Genomic DNA, 20,581 nt, shown 5'->3' with positions numbered 1-20,581 from the left:
CAGATGAATAAAATACATTATTTAATTCTCATTTTAATAAGTACTTCTTCGTTATCATTTGGTCAAAGCCAAGAAACATTTGTTCCTTTCAGGGTTAATGATTTGTGGGGTTATTCTGATATTCAAGGGAATATACTAATTGAACCCCAATATTCTGAAGCTCACTTCTTCTATGATGATCTCGCAACTGTTAAACACAAGTATGGGAAGCAATATGTCATTGATAGAAATAATGAAGTCATTTTTAAGACCCCTGATTCATTAAAGATTGTTGATAATTTCTATGAAGGAATAGCCATTTACGAATCAAATAAAACTTATAAAAAAGGTTATATAAAGAAAACGGGAGAGCTTATTACACCAGCCATTTATTATCAGGCTGAAAAATTTATTGATGGTAAAGCCATTGTTAAATTAAAGTATGATCAGGTAGGTATTATAAATTCAGAAGGTACATATAAAATTGAGCCAATATATCAAACACTATGGCAAAGCAATAATGTATATGTAGTAAGGTTTAATGAAAAATATGGTCTGCTAAATGAAGAGGGCAATGTAGTTTTACCAATAACACACGAACATTACGATTATAACCTATCTGAAGATTTTCGTATTTACACATTTGGAAATAACGGTAAATATAAAGTATACGATCAGGAGGGTAAACAGCTGCTTTCTGAGCTAGTTACTGAACTTTATGTGATTAATGAAAAAAGAAAAATCATTGTTGCTAAAATTGATGATAAGTACCAACTCATAAATTTAAACAGTGGTCAGAAAAGAGAAATTCAAGCAGATCAAATCTTCGTAGATCAATACTCCAGGAACTTGAATGAAATTTATTTTACAGCCAAGCTGCAAAAGGAATTCCTCATATATAACCTCGATGGTCAAATCACAGGTAGATTAAACAATATTAAAAGAATTGATCACATGTCAGAAGGTATGGCACGTGTGGATATGGGAGATGTAAATAATTATGTAAACCACAAGGGCACATTCATTAGTGAAAAAATGTATCAAAGAAACCCGGGTGATTTTGTCAATGGTTTTGCTTCAGTTAGTAGAAATAACTTATTTGGATTTATTAATAAAGAGGGCAAAGAAGTAATACCTTGCCAGTTTAGTCGGGTTTCTGATTTTAACAAGGATGGTCATTCGATAGTAGAGACTATTAATCCGATTGATAATACAACTTATCATGGCATAGTTAATACTAAAGGTGATATAGTCCTGCCTCTGGAATATAGAGGAGATATTTATGATCCTAATCACTATTTAGGTGAAATAATTTCCGACTTTCCAAAAGACTTTTATTTCATTCAAAGGTACGGCTATGTTGGAAAAAACGGATTCAAGTATTTCAAATCAGACAATCAGGAAAAAGTAATTACCGAAGAAAGTGTTGTTGAATCAATAAGAGCTAAATTCTATCCTACAAATGCCAACATTTCTAAATTCAAAGAATATAGTACAACAATTGATGACACTTTATTTGTTGGACATTACGAAAATGATGTAATAAGAAAAATAACTGTCAAGAGCCCAAACAATACTAGTGAATACTACTACCATGAAGATTTAAATAGTTTTCATCCATACTTTATCTATAAAGTTGAGGGAAAAAAAGAACATCGATTTTATTACTACAATAGAAACCTAATCAGATACATTAACCCCGAAGGTGAAAATGAAGAAAGAGAATCATTTGACTCTATTGAGAAAGGTCTAATGCCGGGTATCAATAATAGTCTCGCCACAATTCAAGAAAAGTATCTTACGGAAAGCTACCCTTCATTATTTGAGGCAAAGAAAAAGTTTGATAGAATAAGTGATTCTTATCTACAGAATATTGAAAATTGGAAGAAAATTGAGGATAACTGTGAGGAATGCGAAGGAACCGGAGAAACCGCCAAAGACATTTATTATGTGAATAATGGAGATACGTTATTAATAAAGCATGAATATTGGACAGATCATCATTATTCAAAAATTTATAAGTTCTATTCAAAAGGCGAGCTTTTTCTGGAGCATTCATATAGTTCCTCATGGGGATTTACAGGGTATACCCCAGAAGGTCGCTCAACATCATCAGATCATTATGATGAATCTAAAACCTACTTCATTGATAATAAAAGATTAGTAGGAGAAAGGAGTATAACTGATCAAGAGTTATCCAAGTTCAAATTCAAATGGAAAATTTGGTAGTTCAATGTTGGAAGGAATCATTAAACGTTAAACATCTTTACGTTTTAGAGTCTAGAGATAATTAGTTTATCTATATGATTAGCTATGAGTACTTTTCAAACTATCATTTGAATAAATACAAATGAAAAATAATCTAATCATCATTCTAAATGAAAATAATAAAAGATCGGATTTTAAAACCAAAAATTAGATCTAGACTTAGAAGAAGTTTAGGTAAGATCTTTTATATAAATAAGCGCAGAATTGAATGGCTTAGAGAGTTCTCTAACTATTCAAAAGTGATTAGGAAAGATTACTTTGACCATAGTGTAGTTAGGCATAAATCTCTTCTATTAAGACCTCTTAAGGATGTTGATATGAGATTACAACATAATAAAGTCAAGAACCTATCTTTAGCTATTAACAAGATTGATGGCATAATTATAAAGCCAAACCAAGTATTTTCTCTATGGTACTTAATTGGGAAGCCTTCTGCAAGAAAAGGTTACTTACCGGGACTTGTATTGAATCAGGGGAAAATTGAAGAAGGTATTGGAGGTGGGCTTTGCCAATTGGGCAATTTACTCTGCTGGATGAGTTTACATACTCCATTAGAAATAAAGGAAAGGTATAGGCATGGTTATGATGTATTCCCAGATGTAAATCGAAAAATACCTTTCGGATCAGGAGCAACATTAGCTTATAATTATATAGATTTCCAACTAAGAAATACAACCCCACATACATTTCAAATAAAACTTAATCTATCTGAAAAGTATCTAGAAGGTGAGATTCTTTCCTCCGAAATAATACCTTCCAAATACGAGGTTTTTGAAGATAACCACCATTTCGTACAACAGTCATGGGGAGGTTATACACGGCACAATCAAATCAAGAGAAGAATTATTGAAGACAACAATGTGAAAGAAGAATTACTATTCGAGAATCATGCAATAATGATGTATGAGCCATTCTTGGAAAGCTAATTTTTCAGCAAAAATGAGGGTCTAATAGTATGTGGATTTTTCCAAGTATTGAATAGTTCATTGATCTCTTTTGATTCATTCTTTTGAATATTACGCATAAATGCTCTCCACTCACTTTCCTTCAAATAAATGTAATTGCTTGAAAGCTTTAAATAATTATCCTTCAAGTAATATTTTTGAAGTTGATTTAATGGAACATAAGCAATTCTGAATAATTGATCTTTTTCCACCTCATATTCAGGTATCCACGGCATAGCATCAGCATTAGTTTGAAATGTAAAGTATTCAGCCAATGACTTGTGCGCAATAATTAATTCCGGTCTATTATCGCACCAATGTGATTCAATTTTTTGAGTAATTAACGAAAACAATCTATAGGGCGGATCATGTATTTCTGGGTTGTAACTATGAAATGTAATAGTCGATAATCCCAGTAGTATAATCGAAAACAAGCTAGTGATTACATAGTGATACTTAAGCCGACAAAAAGCTGGTTGAAGAATAATGAACAATAGAGGAATTAAAATAGCACCATTATGAAAAAATCTGTACCCTGCCCCGTCCAATGAATAATTATATATTGGAAACCAAAGGGTCAAAAGAAGCATCCAAATTATTATATCAAATTTATCTGATGACCTTTTGAAGGCTTTTGTCAAAATAAAAAAGCCACTTATAACTATAACGGCAAAGTATATCCATAGCTCAGATTTCCAAACGATACTTACCTTTTCAAAACCCAATATGGATATGAACTCATTTGGCGGCAAAATTATATCTTTCCCAAAAAGTGCATTTAGTCTTTCAATATCATAAAATGATAAAAGACCCGGAGCGAAATGTAATACCGCTAGAATTAGCAGTAGTCCTAATGTTGAGATTAAAATAACTTTCACATTTAGATGGGGTATTACATACCAACCAACAACAGCAACTAAACTTATTACAGCTGTTAGTCGATGCCCAAAAAAACTTAGTATTAAAAATAGCAATGCCCATTTCCACTGATTTTTAGTCAGGAATAATAACATATAAACAAGTAAATTGAGACCGAGTAAATTCTTAGGCCATTGGGCGGCAAAGTAGGTTAGTTCCGGGCTAGCTATTGACCATGTCGCTATAAATAGTGCTAAGTAGATTGAATTAGTCTTGCTATAAGCAAGGAGTATAAGTCCCAAGGTTAAGGTTGCAGCAAGTAAGCTTGATACTATTTTTACAGCAATTACATAATCGAAAATTAAAGAAATAAACATTAGCAATGGATAAAACAAAGTCCATTCTTCTGAATGCATTCTACCTGTTTCAAAAATAGATTTAACCTGAACCAGATAGAAGTACGAGTCCCATCCGTTTGCAAAACTTGTTTGATTTAATGCAATGAATCGACAAATGAATGATAATAGAGTTGCTCCAATAGCAATCCATACAATGGTCTTTTTCATTCACATAGTGGCTGATCTGAAATTGAATACCTAGAATTTCCTCCAAAATTATAATGCCACCACTCTGTCCTTATTGAGTTAAAACCAAAGTGCTCCATAATACCCTTTAATATCTTCCTATTATTAAGAACTTGCTCAGAAAAACCTGTATAGGCATGATGCGCTTCTTCACCAAAGTGATCGAATTCTGTTCCCATATCTACAGGCTCACCATTTAGGCCTTCAATAGTTATATCAAGCGCGGCACCTTTATTATGAACAGAGCCGCTTTTATTTGGATTCGCCACATAACGAGCATCTGGATATATCTCCCACATTTTAAACTGTACTTCCACCGGTCTGAAGCAATCGAAAAACTTTATTCTATAACCGCGTTGCATTAAGCTATCATTGGCTTTAATTAGTGCCCGTGCTACTGCATAACGCATTAAGCAATTCTCACAATCATAAACGACCGTATCTAAGAAATTATTAGAAGTAGCATATCGCATATCAAATGCAAAATCACTTGAATAATCTTTAATATTTACAAAGCTTGTATCAGCAAGAATCTGTGACTTTGGCTTTTCTTGCTTCTCTTCAGATATGGAAGTCTTTATTGAATCAACAACCGCTATAGGACTATCCTCTACTACATCTTGTTGAACACTCTTTTCTTTGGAACTACAAGCAAATAGGATTGTGAGAATAGAAATCAAAATTCGGCTACTCATATTCCCCTAAGTTTACTATACCTGGAATAAACTTTCCTCCTTCAACCCCTTTAGAAGTTATGGTTATAAAATCTTGAAAGATTTGTTCAAAACTAGCTTGACTATCTCCCCCATAATAATCAAAGGTTTCGGACAATTTACTGTACTTCCCAAAAACTCTTATTTTGGCAGATTCAGTACTAATATCTTTTATTTCCCAATTACCATCCGCCACAATTTCTTCGCCTTGGTTCCCTTCGTAGGTTTTCTGATATGCCACAAAAGTATAATCCGAGCGTAAAATGATTGATTTATTATTAGTGTAGTCAACCATTTCTTCATTATTATCCAATCTTCTATCAATCACATTTTCAAGAACGGTTCCCTTAACTTTTGAAAGCGCATTGTTAATAATAGTTTCGGTCATATCTTCCCTAACAATCACATCCATTCCGTTATCGATCAACTTGAGTTCACTTATTACAAGATCTTGATATTTTGAGCCAGGGTAAGCTTCAAGTATTGTAAATGTGAAGTTGCTGCCCCTAAGTGGTTTGTCAAAAGTGATAACCTGCTCACCTTGTTTATCTACTACATTAAAGGTCAAATTATCACCAGAGTCCGAAGATACCTTCATAGATTTTAATCTTGAATTGGAGGTAAAGTGTTTATCAGATCTTTGAAATCCGTTGGATATTTTAATTCCAACTAAATCGATCTCTTTTTCTAAATTAACTGTAAACGACTCATTTTCACCATTTCCTTTGGCTCCCTCAACCCAAGCAAATTCTTTTCTGGAATCAAATAAATTTCTAACCCCATAGGATATTTCTGGCTCTAGAGTGGATGTCGCACTTACTTTGCCTTTCATTTTTAAAGGAAGTAGTAGATGCAATTTATTATCAGATTCAAAAATCTCCAATTCAGTAACCGCTGCAGACTTCGTTCGATCAAAAGAAGAAGCATATAATTCTGTATCACCTTTAAATTCGTTATTCATGTCTTTTAACCTTGCCAAACGAATATATAGTGATTTAACACCTTCTTGATCTAGCTCAATAATATTTTCAGTTACAGCCCTATATACAGGAGCATTGCCATTAGCATAGACCATAATATTTGTAATTTCAGAATATTCATCCCCCTCTTTCTGTTTCAATCTTATTCCCGAAATTTTCTGAGGTTCTTCGAAATAAATCATGATACCTTCGTCAGGCCCTGCACCAGGCATGGTAGCCCAAAAGGTGTTTTCATTTCCATCAAATAGTTGTTCATAACCATAAGAATTTTGAGGCATTTTGGTGGATGTAGCATAGACACCTTTTACCTGGACAGTTATATCATTACTGACAACCTGTTTTTCAGGTGCAGATTCTTCCTCTTTAATAGTTTCTTTGGTTTCACCACCACACCCTATAAAAAGAAGTGCGGAGAGGGTACTTATTAAAAAATTCTTCATTGTGATTTGATTTAACTCTAATTTATATGGATTTATAACCCAATCCAATTTTGATCAAATCGAATCTTATTTGTGTGTAACCAGAAGAATCAGAATAAATTATTAATAATCTAAAAAGGCTACAAATCATTAAACATCTCCTCATTGTATTTATCTAGAACTTCATTACCAAAGCTATTCAGGTAAGTTTGGGTCATTTCTTCGGTTTTATGCCCTAGCCCTTCTTGAATTGCCGCTGTTGGAGTACCGTTTCTTTTTAATGAAGTAGCATAAGTATGTCGTGCAGTATAAATAGTAAAGTGATCTATATTCAACTCCTCACCTATTTTCTTCAAAGCCTTATTCACTTTTTTCCTTTTATTAGCCATTCTATGTGCTGCAATCAGGTCAGGTTCATGATTTAATATCGGCAGTACAAACTCATTTTTCCCTATTTGTGATATTGACCTTCCCGATAGGTTTTCTATAATCTCTTTTGCCTGCTTAAAAAATTTAATACTAAATCTCTTTCCAGTTTTGTGACGAACATAGGTAATTCTCTCATAGTCAGAACTTATGTTTTCTCCCTTAAGCAAACACATGTCCATCCAGTTCATACCTTGTAAAAAGAAACTGAGCAAATAATAGTTTTTAGCATCTTCCAAAACCTTGCTTTCGAAAAAGCTGTCTATGAGCTTTTTCACTTCTACTTGACTTAATGCAGTTCTCTTCGCATCCGATTTTCTAATCGTGTATTGTTTGAATGGATAATCTTCTAGCTTGGCGACACCATTCTTAATAGCTTTATTATATACTGCACGTAGTGTTCTCATATATACACCAAGTGAACCTAAATTGGAGCCTTTATTGAGATGAACTTTCTCCAGGTCAGAAAGAAACTTATAGTCAATCTCATGAAATCGCAGTGTCAAATCTCCGTTTCTGAAATTCTTAATCTTATTGTATAAACTCTTGTATGAATCAGCGGTCCCAAATCTCCTAGCCTCTTTCAAGTCCTCAATCTGTTCCTTCAGAAAGATGAAAAATGAATCCTGCTTATTTCCAGTTTTCTTTTCTGCTTTCTCTTTTAGCTGAGCAGCGGTTAAATGAGAGAACCCTTTCGATAACAGATCGTAGATTGAATCATTTAATTCAGCTTTTTTCTTTATAAGTTCATTATTAAATCGAGACACATTCTCAACTCTTTTTGAACTAGACTTTAGCATTTCCTTAGTGTCATCCCACTCTTTGGGAGACAAATAAAACCCTGTTGAAATATGGGCACTCGATCGATTGTAAATCAACCTTAATTTCAATGGCCGGTCACCATTACTTTTAGTGGACCTCGTATCTAATACATATTTTAACGTAATACTCATTTGCAAACAATTTGCAAACAAATATAGGTTTCTTAAGGTCTCATCAAAATATAAATATGTATTTAAATCAAATTAAAGGATATTTTATACCACATCAAGCCAATAAATATTTGACTCATAATCAAGGGGTCCCTGGTTCGAGCCCAGGTGGGCCCACCACTAAAACCCTGCCTTAAGGCGGGGTTTTCTGTTTATGGGTATTGAAATCCTATTGAGATTCATGAACTACTGCTACATTTTATATAGCCCAAAATTGAATAAGTACTACATCGGCAGTACCAGCCTACTTCCTGAAGAAAGACTTGAACAGCATATTAATAAAAAATATGGCAACAATAAGTTCATCGCCAAGGTTTACGATTGGGAGTTGTATGTTGTAATTGAATGTGAATCAAAAAAACAGTCCATTCAAATTGAAAAACACATTAAAAGAATGAAGAGTAGAACCTATATTGCCAATCTAGTCAAGTATCCTGAAATCATTGACAAACTAAAATTGAAATATCTCTAGACTGGTTCGTCCCGATAGCTATCGGGACAAGTGGGCCCAAAGAAGTGGACAAAGCATCATACGAACGTGTGATGCTTTTTTGTTTTCATAAAAAGAATACTCACAACAGCACCATCACCTCGTGTAAAACCAATGTACCCCAAAACCAACCATGCTCCGGATTTCTTTTATTGAAAGCTCTGGATAAATTGCACTATAGTCAGTAGTCATTTGTTCGACATCAAAGTCTTTTACTTGCGCATATTTTGAGAGCGTTTTCTCAAAATATTTAGACCTACTAAGCAATCGTATTTCTTCTGAAAGGGCTTTCTTAAAACTTCTCACATAATTTACCCTGTTTTGATCGTAAGGTGCCAGATTATTATATTTTAACCTGCGTTTTATTTTAGCTTCCACAGTTTCCTGCTGGGTCTCATCATATTCATAAATGAGTTCCATGAACAAGATGTAATCATATGAGAAGCTTGTTTTTCCTTTCATAATACAATATAATGCAATTATTTCAAGTGGGTAGATTCTTGGATAATTTAACGATTTTCATTTGTCTTGCATCTTAATTCAAAAGCGGAAGTAGTTACGATGAGATCACAATTAATTACCCCGGAAGGAATGCAAAAGCTAAAGGAAGAATTAGATCACCTTTGGCGAGTAGAACGCCCTGACATCACCAATAAAGTAAACTGGGCCGCCAGCCTGGGCGACCGTTCTGAAAATGCGGACTACCACTATAACAAAAAACGCCTGCGACAAATTGATAGCCGTGTACTCTACCTCCGCAAATGCATCGATGACTTTAAAGTGATCAGCTACCACCCTAGTCAGGATGGAAAAGTATCATTCGGTGCCTGGGTAGAAATTGAAAATGATAAAGGCATGTACAAACGCCTGCGCATAGTAGGTTATGAAGAACTTATTGGTAACCCGGACTATATCTCCATGGACTCCCCCATGGCCAAAGCCTTATTAGATAAAAAGGAAGGTGACGAAGCCATAGTAAAAACACCTGCGGCAGAGTTTGTTTGGAAGATTAAAAAGATCGAGTACCAAAAATAACTTCATTTCTTCCCCTTTTATTGATTATAACCAACTCGCCACTACACAAATAAAAATCCCCGGCAAGGTACATGGCCAGGGATTACTATTACTTCTTTGAATAATAATGCGTCTCTTTCAACCTTCAGGTGTGTCGTTACATGTGCCATCTGTCCAAAACACCATTTCAGTCTCTACTGCTCCGGTTTCTGGTGTTACTCCTTTAATGACTATCAGATAAGCATTTCCTAACTCAAACGTGAGCTCTTCTTGCATAGGTATTTCAGAGCCTGTATGATATTCAATACCATCAATTTCAAAAATTATATCCTGAATATAGGCCAGCGTAAGCATAAAATCGGGACCACCAACATATACGAAATCTGAAAAAGTACCATTAAAGGCAGGTCTAAAATCTCCGCTTGACGCTTTAAATAACAAATTATCAATCTGATACTCTGTATCATTTACAACAGAAAAATTGATTCTATCCTGCTTAATGTCCCCATTAAATTTGATACATGAAAATCGAAGATCACCATCTTCTTCGCCACAGCTTATGGCAAATAATGAGATGAGGGCGAGTGATAACAAATTAAGTTTCATCTTCTGAGTGTTTATATCGTCTAAGACACTTCTTGAAACAAAAAGGTTGGAATTTGTAAATACAATTATCGCTGCAACTGCTTCACAGTTTTGGTTGAACCATCGGGGCTCCAGCCGGGTTCACCAAAAGTATACATAAAGGCCTCATACACACTGCTCGACTTCTTAATGTCGCGCCAAATGTTGGCATATTCGTGTGTTACAATGACTAACGGGTTGTAAGATTCAGGGTCATGAACAACGCCATACTCAATTTCTACATTCTCATCCAACTCCTTCCAGGTACCGAAGAGCTTATCGAAAATGTTTAAATAGCCACCATGGTTTTTATCCAGATATTCTAAATTTTTTGCATGGTGCACCTGATGTTGTGTATGTGTATTTAGAAATCTCTCTAAAAAGCCCAGTTTAGGCACAAACTGCGTGTGCAGCTGGAATTGCCATAACGCTTCAATACCTAAGCATACCAACACCATTTCCGGATGGAAGCCAATAGCAGGCAACCACATGTAGAAGAGTGGCTTGTATAAAAGGGTGAACCATCCGTTTCTTAAACCGGTTCCAAAATTGAAGTTCTTGGATGAATGATGTACAATATGCGCAGCCCACATAAACCGCACGGTGTGATTAAAGCGATGCAACCAATAATACGTAAAGTCATCTAAAAACTGGCAGATAAGCCAGATATACCATGCCCAACCGAAGGATTCATACCCCAGAATATTGGTGCGCACGCCATTTACTTCAGGGTTAAAAAGCTCGTACACTACATAAAAAATGGCTGCTGCAGAAATAAGTTTAATCAATGGGCCGATTAATACTGACCCCAAACCCATGGCAGAACTTGCCAACAGGTCTTTCCATTGGTACAGTTTTTTATCGTGAGTGTGACTATACGTAAGTTCTACTAAAACCAGAACTATGAATAAAGGAACACCCCAAACTAACGGATTGACAAATTCAAGATTCAAAATTAGACTTTTAAAGTGAAGGTTGATTTAACACAATACTACGCACTGTATTGTCTTTAACACAATAAACCACGAATAGTTGTACTATCAAAAAATTGTGCCTGCTTTATTATTGGTTATTGTAATGTGGTCGGATAGCCATTGTAAAAACCCGGCTGTTAAGTTTGTGTGGAAGATTAAGAAGATTGAGTATCAGAAGTAAAATTTGCTCGTTGATTCGTGATTCGTGAATTGAGAATTAAGTAAACAAAAAAGTGGGTGGAGGGTGTGCCGCAAAAACGTTATTGATTTCTGTTAAGCACACTCACGATTATATTTTTCACCGTTTCCATTTCTTCAGGTTTACTGGCTGCCACAAAGAGTGTTAGACTTGCCAGTGCTTCATTACTTATTAGTAGGTTTCCCTGCCGATCGTGCAATAGATTATTTTCTTTTAGAAAGAGTAGAAAGCAGGCTGCGCCAATTCTTTTGTTACCATCTACAAAGGCATGATTTTTAATAATAAGATATAAAAGCATGGCTGCCTTTTCTTCCAGACTTGGATAGAAATCTTCGCTGTCAAATCCCTTTTCAATCTGAGCTATCGCACCATAAAACCCTTCATCTTTTTCAACTCCGAATACAGCAGAATCGAAGTCCTTTTTCATCTCCTCAATAATAGCCTGATAAACCTCAGGTTTGGGGTAAGTAGCCTTTCGAAGTGTTATCCCCTTTTTATCCAGTTGCTCATGGTCATAATCATCGAGGAGTTCCAGCCCTTTGGCATATTGGTCCAGCCATTCAAAACCTGCTTCTTCTGCTTTGGATTCTATAGCACGACTTAGAATTTGAATGCCTGACTTGAGTAATTTAACTTCCTGTTGTGTTTGCTCAAGACGTTTTTGGTTAATGGCATAGCCCTGAACGAGGTAGTCTTTTAATCGTTGGGTTGCCCAAATCCTGAATTGTGTACCTCTTTTGGAATTAACACGATATCCAACAGAAATAATTGCGTCTAGATTGTAATGCTTGATCGTTCTTTTGACATTTCTACTGCCTTCTTTTTGAACTACCGAGTAATCCTCGGTAGTTGAATGTTCATCAAGCTCTTGTTCATTAAAAATATTTTTAAGGTGCAGGCCTATAGTATCTGTATCTTTCTCGAAAAGTGTGGCCATCTGCTTTTGAGATAGCCAAATGGTTTCTTCCTGAAATCGTACTTCAACTTCAGTTTGGCCATTAGCGGACTGAAAAATTTCAATTTGATTTTGATTACTCAATTTTATGTATCTATACTTATCTAACTCTATTCCTGTTAGTATTGTGGTATGTGCATTTGTTGCACTTACCACTTTTTGTTGCAATTCCCATCCTTGATTACATCAATCAGTATGAAGGCTGATTACACTTAAACCTTCTTACTACCTCTTTCTTTTTGAACTGTTGCATTTTTTGCAACAGTTGCATACTCCTCCAGCTCGCCTTCCTAGTAGATGTTTTTAATATGCCGAGAGATCACAGATTTGTCTCAATCGAAAAGAGAAGCGATCTGGTTTAAACTTAACCATAGAGATTCATCTTCATAGGTAACTTCTACCTCTACCTGATTATCGGACTCATAAATTAAAACTTCACTCATGGTATTAATGAAATCACTGACATCATACTTTACATCTACTAATAGGCGATATATCCAAAATTAAACTTTTTATATTGTGATAAGTGCATTTAGTGCACATACCACTTCATTAAAATTATCTTTACAACACACCCATGGCCAAAGCATTATTAGACAAAAAAGTAGGTGACCAAGCCATTGTAAAAACCCCGCAGCTGAATTTGTGTGGGAGATTAGGAGGGTTGAGTATGGGAAGTAGCCATACAACTGCAGGAGGTTGTGCTTATTAAGCAAAAATAGGCAAGTTTCGGTGGTAGAATATACTATGAGATGAAAGATACTTTTGGTTACTTTTATCAGTGCCAGCAATTCAAATACCTAAACCTCATTAATTCCGTTCCTATTTTTGAGTTTATGAGCATTTTATATGGTTCAAATAACTCATGCGTCATTCGAGCCTGCTCATTAAGAAATTTCTCATAAATGGAATTGTCGGTTTGATTATTTGATCTGCAAATACTCATACTAGTCTCATTAAGCAACTTACCTACCAGTTGAAAGCTATTAATAAAATCAACTTCTTTTAGTGCAAAAAAGAATGGAGGATCTAAAACCTTGCCTTCAACTAGTTTTTTAAATTCCTTAAAAATTGGATGTGCCACCCAAAATGAAACCCAATTTCCATTAACCTTATCTACAGATACTGGCTTTGCTCCTTGAATTAAAAAACTTTTATTATTAATATTTAAGACAAAAAGACCATTCTTCAATTCATTTGTTTTCACCTCCAAACTTTGAAGTAACTCCGATTTTTCCTTAAAATATGAGTCAGGCAAAAATAATTCATTAAGGAGGTTTACCATCTGTTCGTATATATTAAGTGATAGAGTTCCATGCAATGAGTTTTTTTCGGGATGCATTGAATAATTTCTGAGTCCACGAGCTACGTGTAAATGTCTACCTGGATTCTTAAAAACTTCCTTTTTGTCTAAATCATTGATCAGACGATTTAAATCCTTCTTTTTTTCCTTTTTGTCTTTAACCTTAAATTTTAATTCAATATCAATCTCCAAACACCTCATTTTAACTGCCATCTCCATAATACGAAGTAGTTTATTAGCTGCCTCATCTAGAAGAGGATAATGATAATAAGCCTGAGCCATAATGTGTTCTGCTGATTTATAAGCCTCAACAACATCCGTTGGCACTTGGCCATGGAATTTGCCCTTTATTATATATTTGGATTCGTACTCTTTGAATGAATTGACGTTAAACAAACTCCACCTCGAGTCAGGAGTTTCGTACTGGGACAATGACTCTTCCTTATCCATTATACCGTTTAAAATTACCAGCTTGAGCAAAAATCTCCTTATACAATTCACCTCGATCAACCTGAGGGTAATCATTTTCAGCACGTAAAATAGTTAGATAGGCTTTCAATAATCTTATCGGTTATTTCCTAAATAATAACTCTGTCGAACTGCCAGTTTATTAATTAAAATTCTGGTCAAATAATAAATCAATTAAGATTGTTCATCTGATTCTTCACCATCTTTTTTATTGCTCTTTTTTATTTTAAAACCTAGTAACCTTGCTAACTCATATATATTTTCATCTGAACTTCTTGCTTGAAGTCCCTCTCTAAAATCAGACTTTGAAGTAGTACTAGATTTGCTAAATAATATTTTTAATTGATCAGCATTTTCTTTCATGAGCCCAACTGAAATCGAATTATCAAGAAGCTCAGAATTAAAGATTGTGCGTACAGAATCATCTGGCTTTTCTATCAACTTACCAAAATCAACAACAGGCTTGAGCAATAAATTAAAAACCTCGGTTGATATGGAGTCGTTTAAAATCAATCTATCACGAATACTTTTAAATGTATTTTCAAGGCTCTTTCCACTGGACTTAAAACTTTCAATTAACCATTCTACGACTTCAATTTCTTCAATCTCAGATTCATCCACTATGTGTAAGAGCAGTGATTTAAATTCTTCCAAGGCGAACGCATTCCACTGATTAAAATTAATTGCTCTTAAATTATCAAAGGTTGAAGAGTTCAAATCAGAGAAAATGTCATTCCAACCTTCCTTAATCAAACCTTTAAAGTGATTAGTTAATAATTCGATTACCATATTGGCGGCTTTACTATCACTTTTAAAAAGTATTTCAAGGGTTTTACTGTCAAGTTTGAGTAACTCTTTTACTAAGTAATCCCCTTCAGGGAAATCCTCTAAAGAATTCAATATTTCCTCAGTATTCAACTCATTAACATCGGCAATTGGAATCAAATTTTTAATAATTGGTTCAATGCAATAAGATTCATGATTTCTTTCAATTAAAAGAAGTTGTTTTACAACAGACTTTACTAAGGCATTAGTAAAAGAAGTTGACCCAACAAGAAATTCGTGATAATTAATATACCATTCTAATTCCTGTGCAACTGAACTACTAAACTCATCATCATCAATATTCAGGACTTTACTATAAACACCTTGATATGAAGCATGGCTTTTGGATAATAAAGATAGACGCAGAGCTGCTAAATCTATCATCACCTCTTCATCGATTTGAGTGTTGCTGATAAGTGTGTAAATATCAGCATCAGCAAGAACCGTTGAAACGTCAAATTTATCCCGATCCACTAGCTTAAGCAGATCAATAATTCTCTTTACATGATCCTTATTATTTTTATTTTGTTGAAGATACTCATACAATTTTTTGGTGAATTTCTTAAAATCCCCTGCATTGCTCATATAATATATGAATTCAGCTTCATCAAGTTCACTAACAGCAAGGCCCTCTAAATATTCATCAATCTCAATACTCGAACAGGAAAGCTTATAATTCAAATATTCATCTCCTTTAAGCTCTACTAGCTGTTTTATATGCTCTACAGATACTTTTTTCTTTTCAACATACTTCAAAACATCTACATCCCAATCCATTTTGGAACAAGCCTCTCTTAATCCATCTATATTCTTCACATAGTCATCTATATTCAAACCTTCATTACCAACCCAAAAAGAGCTTAATATAAGCTTTAACCATTCTGTTTTGAATGAGCTTTTCAGCTTGCTTAAAAGTACAATTTGAGCTTCTTCCAATTTGCCGGTGCTTAATTGCCCTGCCTTGACCTGTGCATATATCGATTGCCAAATGTTATCTAACCTACTCTGAGAAACTTGTTTTGATACCTCTAATTCTTTGAGGACTAAAATGGGGTTTCCGTATTCCTTAATTTCATTTAAGACTGGTTTAATAATATGTGTAAATACTTGTGTCTTGGATATTTCAGTAAACTTTTCATTGTCCTTGTTCACCAAGCTATCTTTCAATTGTTTTCGATAAACTACCTCTAGAGCATTTTCAGGGTTTATTTGATAAGCTAGAGCTGTGATATACTCTGCATACTTGGTATCCTGTTCGTACAATGACTTTAATCCTCTGAGATAGTCTAAATTGTTTATTGCATTTAATGGGTGATTTAGTATAATCTCTCTATTAAGTAAAAATATAGCTATGTACCTGTCAGGAATTGATTCTTGAAGCAATTTAGTAGAAACACAATCATTTATAAATGCGACTATTTCTCTAGGGGTGATGTTGGGTCTTAATATTTCATAAGCAAGCTCCACTCTTTCATATTCATCTTCACTAAAACTTGGAAATGCATTTTTCCAATTAGTTTTAAAGAAGATTTTCCAACTTGAAAGAATTGGAGGTGCAACCCTAAACACTATATCAAAAGTTTTATTAATATAGTCATCGGCAAAATTTTCATTCTCAGATTCACCATTTAAATCCTTAAACGCATTTTTTATGTGTTTCCTATCAAATGGAATAATAACCTTGATATTCGTATATGTTTTTTCGGCAAAAAACACATGAATTGAAGACCAAACGTTTAGTATATGGTTCTTTGGTAACCTATCAAAATTGTCTAAAACTAAAACTAGTTTTTTATCTTTAAGATCTTTATCAATTTCAGACATCCAATCTTGAAATGCTTTAACTGGAGGTTCATATTCTGAAATTGTCTCAATTTTAGTTTCCTTTTTTTGCTTGTCAGTATAAACCTGAAATGTCTCTTGAAAGGCCGATTTTAACAACTCTCTAAATCCTTTAGAATTTTTCCGAGAATCAATTAAATGCTTTATAAATAGAGCGAAAACTATTAGCCAAGGCAATCCCCAAAGTAATACTTTCCAAATAATAGCAGGTATATATAACCAATCTTCAAAAGTAAATTCATCTTTAAACGCGAGTGCAGTGGGGGTGTAGATAACAGAAATTACAGAAGCTATGAATCCTGGGCTCAGATAAGGTTGATTTTCGGTTGTAACTTCCTTTTCCTTGGAAAGTAATTTTTTAAGCTTATTCTTCCATTTGGCTTCATTCTTTACCAAATTATTCTTTTCATCGCTTATAAATTCTGTTAATTCAACAAGTAATGATCTCCTTTGCTCATCTTCCTGATGACCCCAAACGTCATAGATAAAAAAGGAATAACCTTTGAGTTTATCATCAACAATCTGTACTAGGTTACTTTTACCAACTCCCCAGCCTCCATCTATTCCAATTACTTGAAATTGATTTTCTTTTATAATATCGCAAATAACCTTGGCAGTACTTTCTTGTGATTGACTTTCAAATAAGTCTTTTCCAAGCGGTTTGTTGTCAATGAAATTATACTTTTTACTCATTTCGATTTAATTACCTACTATAAAAATAGTTTAGCTGCTATTGTGCAAGACTTTGACCAAGGCCAAGTTTAGATTTAGCAGTTTAACTCTTCGCCTAGATAAAAGCCGTTTAGTTGTCATAAAATTAAATATAGCTTTTAAAGGTTTTACTAAATCGTAATATAGAAATAGATTTCTAATTTCATTTTTCAGCATTAGGTATTTTCACCTAATCAATTGAGCAAAATCCCCTAATCATCAAAACTAAAAAACCTCTCCAAAAGGCTACAATAAGGCTTTCTCAAAACATTCCCTCCGAAAAAACAAAATTTCATTCTTTTCAAATCTTTATATTCAAGGAAATTTTAGCAAATGAAAAACATCATTGTCTGCTGACATGGCACATCCAACAAATTCGGGGAGAATAACTCTAATGTGGTAATGCTCTATTCTTTACTTGAAAAAGGCATAGTGGATCAGGTATTATTTTAATCCCACTGTACGGGACTATCAATGATCTGTACGAAAATATAACAACGAGACCCAACCCATAAACCAACATTATATTATACTTAACAAGTCCTATTCCTTGGATTATAAAAACCTCTAAACCCCACTAACCTTCCTCCTACCCAACATAAACACAAGTAACCCGGAAGTTAGAAACATGATAATGCTATAAACCGCAGGAGTTATCGCATAGGCACTATTGTGTAGGATGGCGGTTGCTATGGTTATCGCTAGCGTACCGTTTTGGATTCCGCCTTCTATTGAGATGGAGATGCGTTGTGGTATTGAGAGTGACATGATCCGGCCAATAAAATAGCCGAAGCCCATAGTTAGTACATTTAAAATAAGCGCTGCAATACCCGCTTGTTGGAAAAAAGGGATGAGATTAGCTCTTTCTTTGGCAATCACTCCAACTAGCACCAAAACAAACACCAATGCCGAGGCTTTTCTAACGGGCTCTAACATACGGTCGGCAAAAGCCTCTTTGCGAGCACGAATCCACATTCCTATACCTACAGGCAGAATAACTATGACAAAAATTTGAGCTATGGTAGACACAACATTGAGTTGGATCAAAGTGCCTTGTCCCAACACCCTGTTCAAACCCATATTGATCAAAATCGGAATACTCAACAAGGTCACTAAACTGCTAATGGCAGTTAATGAAACAGATAAGGCTAAATCTCCTTTGGCTAAATGGGCTATCAAATTGGATGTTGGCCCACCCGGACATGCTGCCAGGATAATCAGACCAATGGCTATCTCAGCAGGCAAGTCCATGACAGAGATAATCCCAAACCCTATCACCGGTAATGCCACCAATTGGCAGAACAAGCCTGTCAGTATTGCTTTAGGATTGATAAATATGCGAGTGAAATCGGCAATGGTTAAAGACAAACCCATGCCCAGCATAATGATGATTAATGACAGGGCTAATATTGCAGTAGAGATAGAATCCATTGGAGATATTTAGTTGAAGATTATATGCAAATGCATAGTATAATAGAAATCAAACGACATGGCTCACCCCTGATGCTCCGCCCGCAACAAATCGTTCACTGTTTTTACCGGGTTGAAGGTTTCGATGGGAACTTCCACAAAAAGGGTTATCCAGTTGGACATGGCGCCATTCCAAAGTCCGGGCATTTCCAGCGCTTTTAAGTCTTTGCCGTTTTTAGATTTTTCGGTAATAAAACCAGTATCAGCATCTACAAACTTCAACAAGTCGAATTTCTTGCCCTGGTAATCTTTAAACGCACAGATTAAATCTACCGGGTTAAAATGTGTGGCTGAATTGAGCGCCTGTTCAGCAGCCTTATCATCGGGATTAAACTGAGAGGTTTCAACAATTTGAAGTGTTTTGGAACCATCTTTTTCTTCTATCCAGAATGGGCCACCACCAGGCTCACCTGTGTTGGGCACCATACCGCACACCCTTAGTGGGCGATGCAGAAGGCTTTTTAAATAGCTTACCTTATCGCCAGCGGAAAGTGTTTCAAACCCTTGCTTAAAGCTGAGCATCAACTCATTTTTGGCAAAACTTTCTATCGCTGCGATATCTCCTTCAGATGGGTTTTGAGTTAGCTTCTCCAGATGTGCGAATAGTTTCTTTTGCACCTCGATAAGCAACCCGCCCAGGGCTTTTTTATACACAATGGTCTTCTCCTTAAAATGATCAGGCACTACATTGTCTATGTTTTTAATGAATACGATATCCGCATCAATTTTATTGAGGTTTTCAATTAAAGCTCCATGTCCTGCAGGGCGAAATAATATACTGCCATCTTCCTCTCTAAAAGGCTCATTATCAGGAGTTACGGCAATGGTATCAGTGTCAGGGTTCTGTTGCGAGAATGAAACTTCGTAGTCCGTAAATGTTTTTTTAAGCTTCGCCACTTCATCATTAAAGGCTTGCTGATGCTCTGGTGAAACGGTAAAATGCAAGCGTACTTGTCCGCCCTTACCTTTAGCATACTTCTCCCCTTCCGAAAAATGTTCTGCTGTAGGTGTTTTGGCAGAATCATCATAAAGGTGGAATTCCAAAAGCCCTTTTGGCAACTGACCGTAGCCCAGGCCATCTTCATTCAACAATGCTTTTACTATCTGATGGTAGTTTTTATTCTTCTTGGCTTCCTCAATAGATGTGCCTTGTGCTTCCAGCTTTTTATTCAAAGAATTGTAGAATGCAAAATGCTCAATGCCTCCAAAAAACTTCTTCAGAAATTTAGAATCTTCAGATTCAGATTCATCCTCCGTTAAAAATTCAAACAGCCTTTTAAACATACGGCTGGCTGCGCCACTGGCAGGTACAAATTTGGTAATCTCATAGTTGCCCGCTTCTTTGCTGTACAATGAAATAAAATGATCGAGATCGGCCTCAGACAGTTTAATTATGCCATTACCTACCGTAGCAGGTTTCTTAATCGATAAAAATGGAAAGCCATTTTTAAATCGGTTCAACTGCTCCTCTACTTTTGCTGGAGATTTGCACAGCTGCTCTAATTCTTTCTTAAGATCTTCGTTCATTCTATTTGTTTCAATA

General features: G+C 35.1%; 17 protein-coding genes. 5 read left to right on the top strand and 12 right to left on the bottom strand.

Translation table 11 applies throughout. The features are described 5' to 3' along the window. Positions 1-3: 3 nt before the first annotated feature. Positions 4-2,208 carry a WG repeat-containing protein gene (locus JR347_RS08855; protein ID WP_205723691.1) on the top strand — a complete coding sequence of 735 codons (2,205 nt, stop codon included), beginning with the start codon at positions 4-6 and terminating at the stop codon, positions 2,206-2,208. Between the two features lie 149 nt (positions 2,209-2,357). After that, positions 2,358-3,173 (top strand): VanW family protein, encoded by an 816-nt coding sequence (locus JR347_RS08850; protein ID WP_205723690.1) that lies wholly within the window; start codon positions 2,358-2,360, stop codon positions 3,171-3,173. Here the strand turns inward: JR347_RS08850 and JR347_RS08845 are convergent. The 4 genes from JR347_RS08845 to JR347_RS08830 all read right to left on the bottom strand — a co-directional run bounded on the left by JR347_RS08845 (position 3,170) and on the right by JR347_RS08830 (position 8,124). Continuing rightward, entirely contained in the window at positions 3,170-4,615 is a 1,446-nt protein-coding gene (locus JR347_RS08845; protein ID WP_205723689.1) for a hypothetical protein, read from the bottom strand. The genes JR347_RS08850 and JR347_RS08845 overlap by 4 nt on opposite strands. Next, positions 4,612-5,328, bottom strand: a complete 717-nt coding sequence (locus tag JR347_RS08840) for a M15 family metallopeptidase (protein WP_205723688.1) — start codon at positions 5,326-5,328, stop codon at positions 4,612-4,614. Before JR347_RS08840 ends, JR347_RS08845 begins: the two co-directional genes overlap by 4 nt. Next, complete coding sequence (locus JR347_RS08835) at positions 5,321-6,766, bottom strand: discoidin domain-containing protein (protein ID WP_205723687.1); 1,446 nt, start codon at positions 6,764-6,766, stop codon at positions 5,321-5,323. Before JR347_RS08835 ends, JR347_RS08840 begins: the two co-directional genes overlap by 8 nt. 119 nt (positions 6,767-6,885) lie before the next feature. After that, positions 6,886-8,124, bottom strand: coding sequence for a site-specific integrase (locus JR347_RS08830; RefSeq protein WP_205723686.1), 1,239 nt, complete (start codon positions 8,122-8,124; stop codon positions 6,886-6,888). Positions 8,125-8,377: 253 nt separating this feature from the next. Between JR347_RS08830 and JR347_RS08825 the strand changes: the two genes are divergently transcribed. Then, positions 8,378-8,635 carry a GIY-YIG nuclease family protein gene (locus JR347_RS08825; RefSeq protein WP_205723685.1) on the top strand — a complete coding sequence of 86 codons (258 nt, stop codon included), beginning with the start codon at positions 8,378-8,380 and terminating at the stop codon, positions 8,633-8,635. 114 nt (positions 8,636-8,749) lie between these two features. Here the strand turns inward: JR347_RS08825 and JR347_RS08820 are convergent, their stop codons facing one another. Then, complete coding sequence (locus JR347_RS08820; protein ID WP_205723684.1) at positions 8,750-9,115, bottom strand: hypothetical protein; 366 nt, start codon at positions 9,113-9,115, stop codon at positions 8,750-8,752. Between the two features lie 99 nt (positions 9,116-9,214). On the opposite strand from JR347_RS08820, the gene greB reads away from it, so the two are divergent. After that, positions 9,215-9,688 (top strand): transcription elongation factor GreB, encoded by a 474-nt coding sequence (gene greB, locus JR347_RS08815; protein WP_205723683.1) that lies wholly within the window; start codon positions 9,215-9,217, stop codon positions 9,686-9,688. 117 nt (positions 9,689-9,805) lie between these two features. Here the strand turns inward: greB and JR347_RS08810 are convergent, their stop codons facing one another. The 3 genes from JR347_RS08810 to rhuM form a co-directional block, all read right to left on the bottom strand. Continuing rightward, the gene (locus tag JR347_RS08810; protein WP_205723682.1) at positions 9,806-10,273 is read right to left on the bottom strand and encodes a hypothetical protein; all 468 of its coding nucleotides are present in this window, start codon (positions 10,271-10,273) and stop codon (positions 9,806-9,808) included. Between the two features lie 65 nt (positions 10,274-10,338). Then, on the bottom strand, positions 10,339-11,244 hold the full coding sequence (locus JR347_RS08805; RefSeq protein WP_235689782.1) for a sterol desaturase family protein: 906 nt from the start codon (positions 11,242-11,244) through the stop codon (positions 10,339-10,341). Between the two features lie 281 nt (positions 11,245-11,525). Next, positions 11,526-12,575: a virulence protein RhuM/Fic/DOC family protein gene (rhuM, locus tag JR347_RS08800; protein WP_235689780.1), complete on the bottom strand. Its 1,050-nt coding sequence runs from the start codon at positions 12,573-12,575 to the stop codon at positions 11,526-11,528. 421 nt (positions 12,576-12,996) lie between these two features. Between rhuM and JR347_RS18370 the strand changes: the two genes are divergently transcribed. Continuing rightward, positions 12,997-13,131, top strand: a complete 135-nt coding sequence (locus tag JR347_RS18370) for a GreA/GreB family elongation factor (RefSeq protein WP_235689779.1) — start codon at positions 12,997-12,999, stop codon at positions 13,129-13,131. Between the two features lie 66 nt (positions 13,132-13,197). Here the strand turns inward: JR347_RS18370 and JR347_RS08795 are convergent, their stop codons facing one another. The 4 genes from JR347_RS08795 to JR347_RS08780 form a co-directional block, all read right to left on the bottom strand. Next, complete coding sequence (locus tag JR347_RS08795) at positions 13,198-14,172, bottom strand: hypothetical protein (RefSeq protein ID WP_205723681.1); 975 nt, start codon at positions 14,170-14,172, stop codon at positions 13,198-13,200. Positions 14,173-14,364: 192 nt separating this feature from the next. Then, the gene (locus JR347_RS08790) at positions 14,365-17,550 is read right to left on the bottom strand and encodes a P-loop NTPase fold protein (protein ID WP_205723680.1); all 3,186 of its coding nucleotides are present in this window, start codon (positions 17,548-17,550) and stop codon (positions 14,365-14,367) included. A gap of 585 nt (positions 17,551-18,135) precedes the next feature. Continuing rightward, positions 18,136-18,999 (bottom strand): bile acid:sodium symporter family protein, encoded by an 864-nt coding sequence (locus JR347_RS08785; RefSeq protein WP_205723679.1) that lies wholly within the window; start codon positions 18,997-18,999, stop codon positions 18,136-18,138. Between the two features lie 63 nt (positions 19,000-19,062). Further along, a complete protein-coding gene (locus JR347_RS08780; RefSeq protein WP_205723678.1) occupies positions 19,063-20,565 on the bottom strand; it encodes a DUF4301 family protein in 1,503 nt (500 codons plus the stop codon). Positions 20,566-20,581 lie beyond the last annotated feature (16 nt).

The sequence above is a fragment of the Fulvivirga lutea genome (genome assembly GCF_017068455.1).
Classification (GTDB): domain Bacteria; phylum Bacteroidota; class Bacteroidia; order Cytophagales; family Cyclobacteriaceae; genus Fulvivirga; species Fulvivirga lutea.
Note: the sequence above shows the minus strand (reverse complement) of the source record. Positions and strands in the feature narration are given on the sequence as shown.

Excerpts from the sequence above, each read along its gene's own strand:
- JR347_RS08855 (WP_205723691.1), top strand. The coding sequence starts at position 4 with ATGAATAAAATACATTATTTAATTCTCATTTTAATAAGTACTTCTTCG.
- JR347_RS08850 (WP_205723690.1), top strand. The coding sequence starts at position 2,358 with ATGAAAATAATAAAAGATCGGATTTTAAAACCAAAAATTAGATCTAGA.
- JR347_RS08845 (WP_205723689.1), bottom strand. The coding sequence starts at position 4,615 with ATGAAAAAGACCATTGTATGGATTGCTATTGGAGCAACTCTATTATCA.
- JR347_RS08840 (WP_205723688.1), bottom strand. The coding sequence starts at position 5,328 with ATGAGTAGCCGAATTTTGATTTCTATTCTCACAATCCTATTTGCTTGT.
- JR347_RS08835 (WP_205723687.1), bottom strand. The coding sequence starts at position 6,766 with ATGAAGAATTTTTTAATAAGTACCCTCTCCGCACTTCTTTTTATAGGG.
- JR347_RS08830 (WP_205723686.1), bottom strand. The coding sequence starts at position 8,124 with ATGAGTATTACGTTAAAATATGTATTAGATACGAGGTCCACTAAAAGT.
- JR347_RS08820 (WP_205723684.1), bottom strand. The coding sequence starts at position 9,115 with ATGAAAGGAAAAACAAGCTTCTCATATGATTACATCTTGTTCATGGAA.
- greB (WP_205723683.1), top strand. The coding sequence starts at position 9,215 with ATGAGATCACAATTAATTACCCCGGAAGGAATGCAAAAGCTAAAGGAA.
- JR347_RS08810 (WP_205723682.1), bottom strand. The coding sequence starts at position 10,273 with ATGAAACTTAATTTGTTATCACTCGCCCTCATCTCATTATTTGCCATA.
- JR347_RS18370 (WP_235689779.1), top strand. The coding sequence starts at position 12,997 with ATGGCCAAAGCATTATTAGACAAAAAAGTAGGTGACCAAGCCATTGTA.
- JR347_RS08795 (WP_205723681.1), bottom strand. The coding sequence starts at position 14,172 with ATGGATAAGGAAGAGTCATTGTCCCAGTACGAAACTCCTGACTCGAGG.
- JR347_RS08790 (WP_205723680.1), bottom strand. The coding sequence starts at position 17,550 with ATGAGTAAAAAGTATAATTTCATTGACAACAAACCGCTTGGAAAAGAC.
- JR347_RS08785 (WP_205723679.1), bottom strand. The coding sequence starts at position 18,999 with ATGGATTCTATCTCTACTGCAATATTAGCCCTGTCATTAATCATCATT.
- JR347_RS08780 (WP_205723678.1), bottom strand. The coding sequence starts at position 20,565 with ATGAACGAAGATCTTAAGAAAGAATTAGAGCAGCTGTGCAAATCTCCA.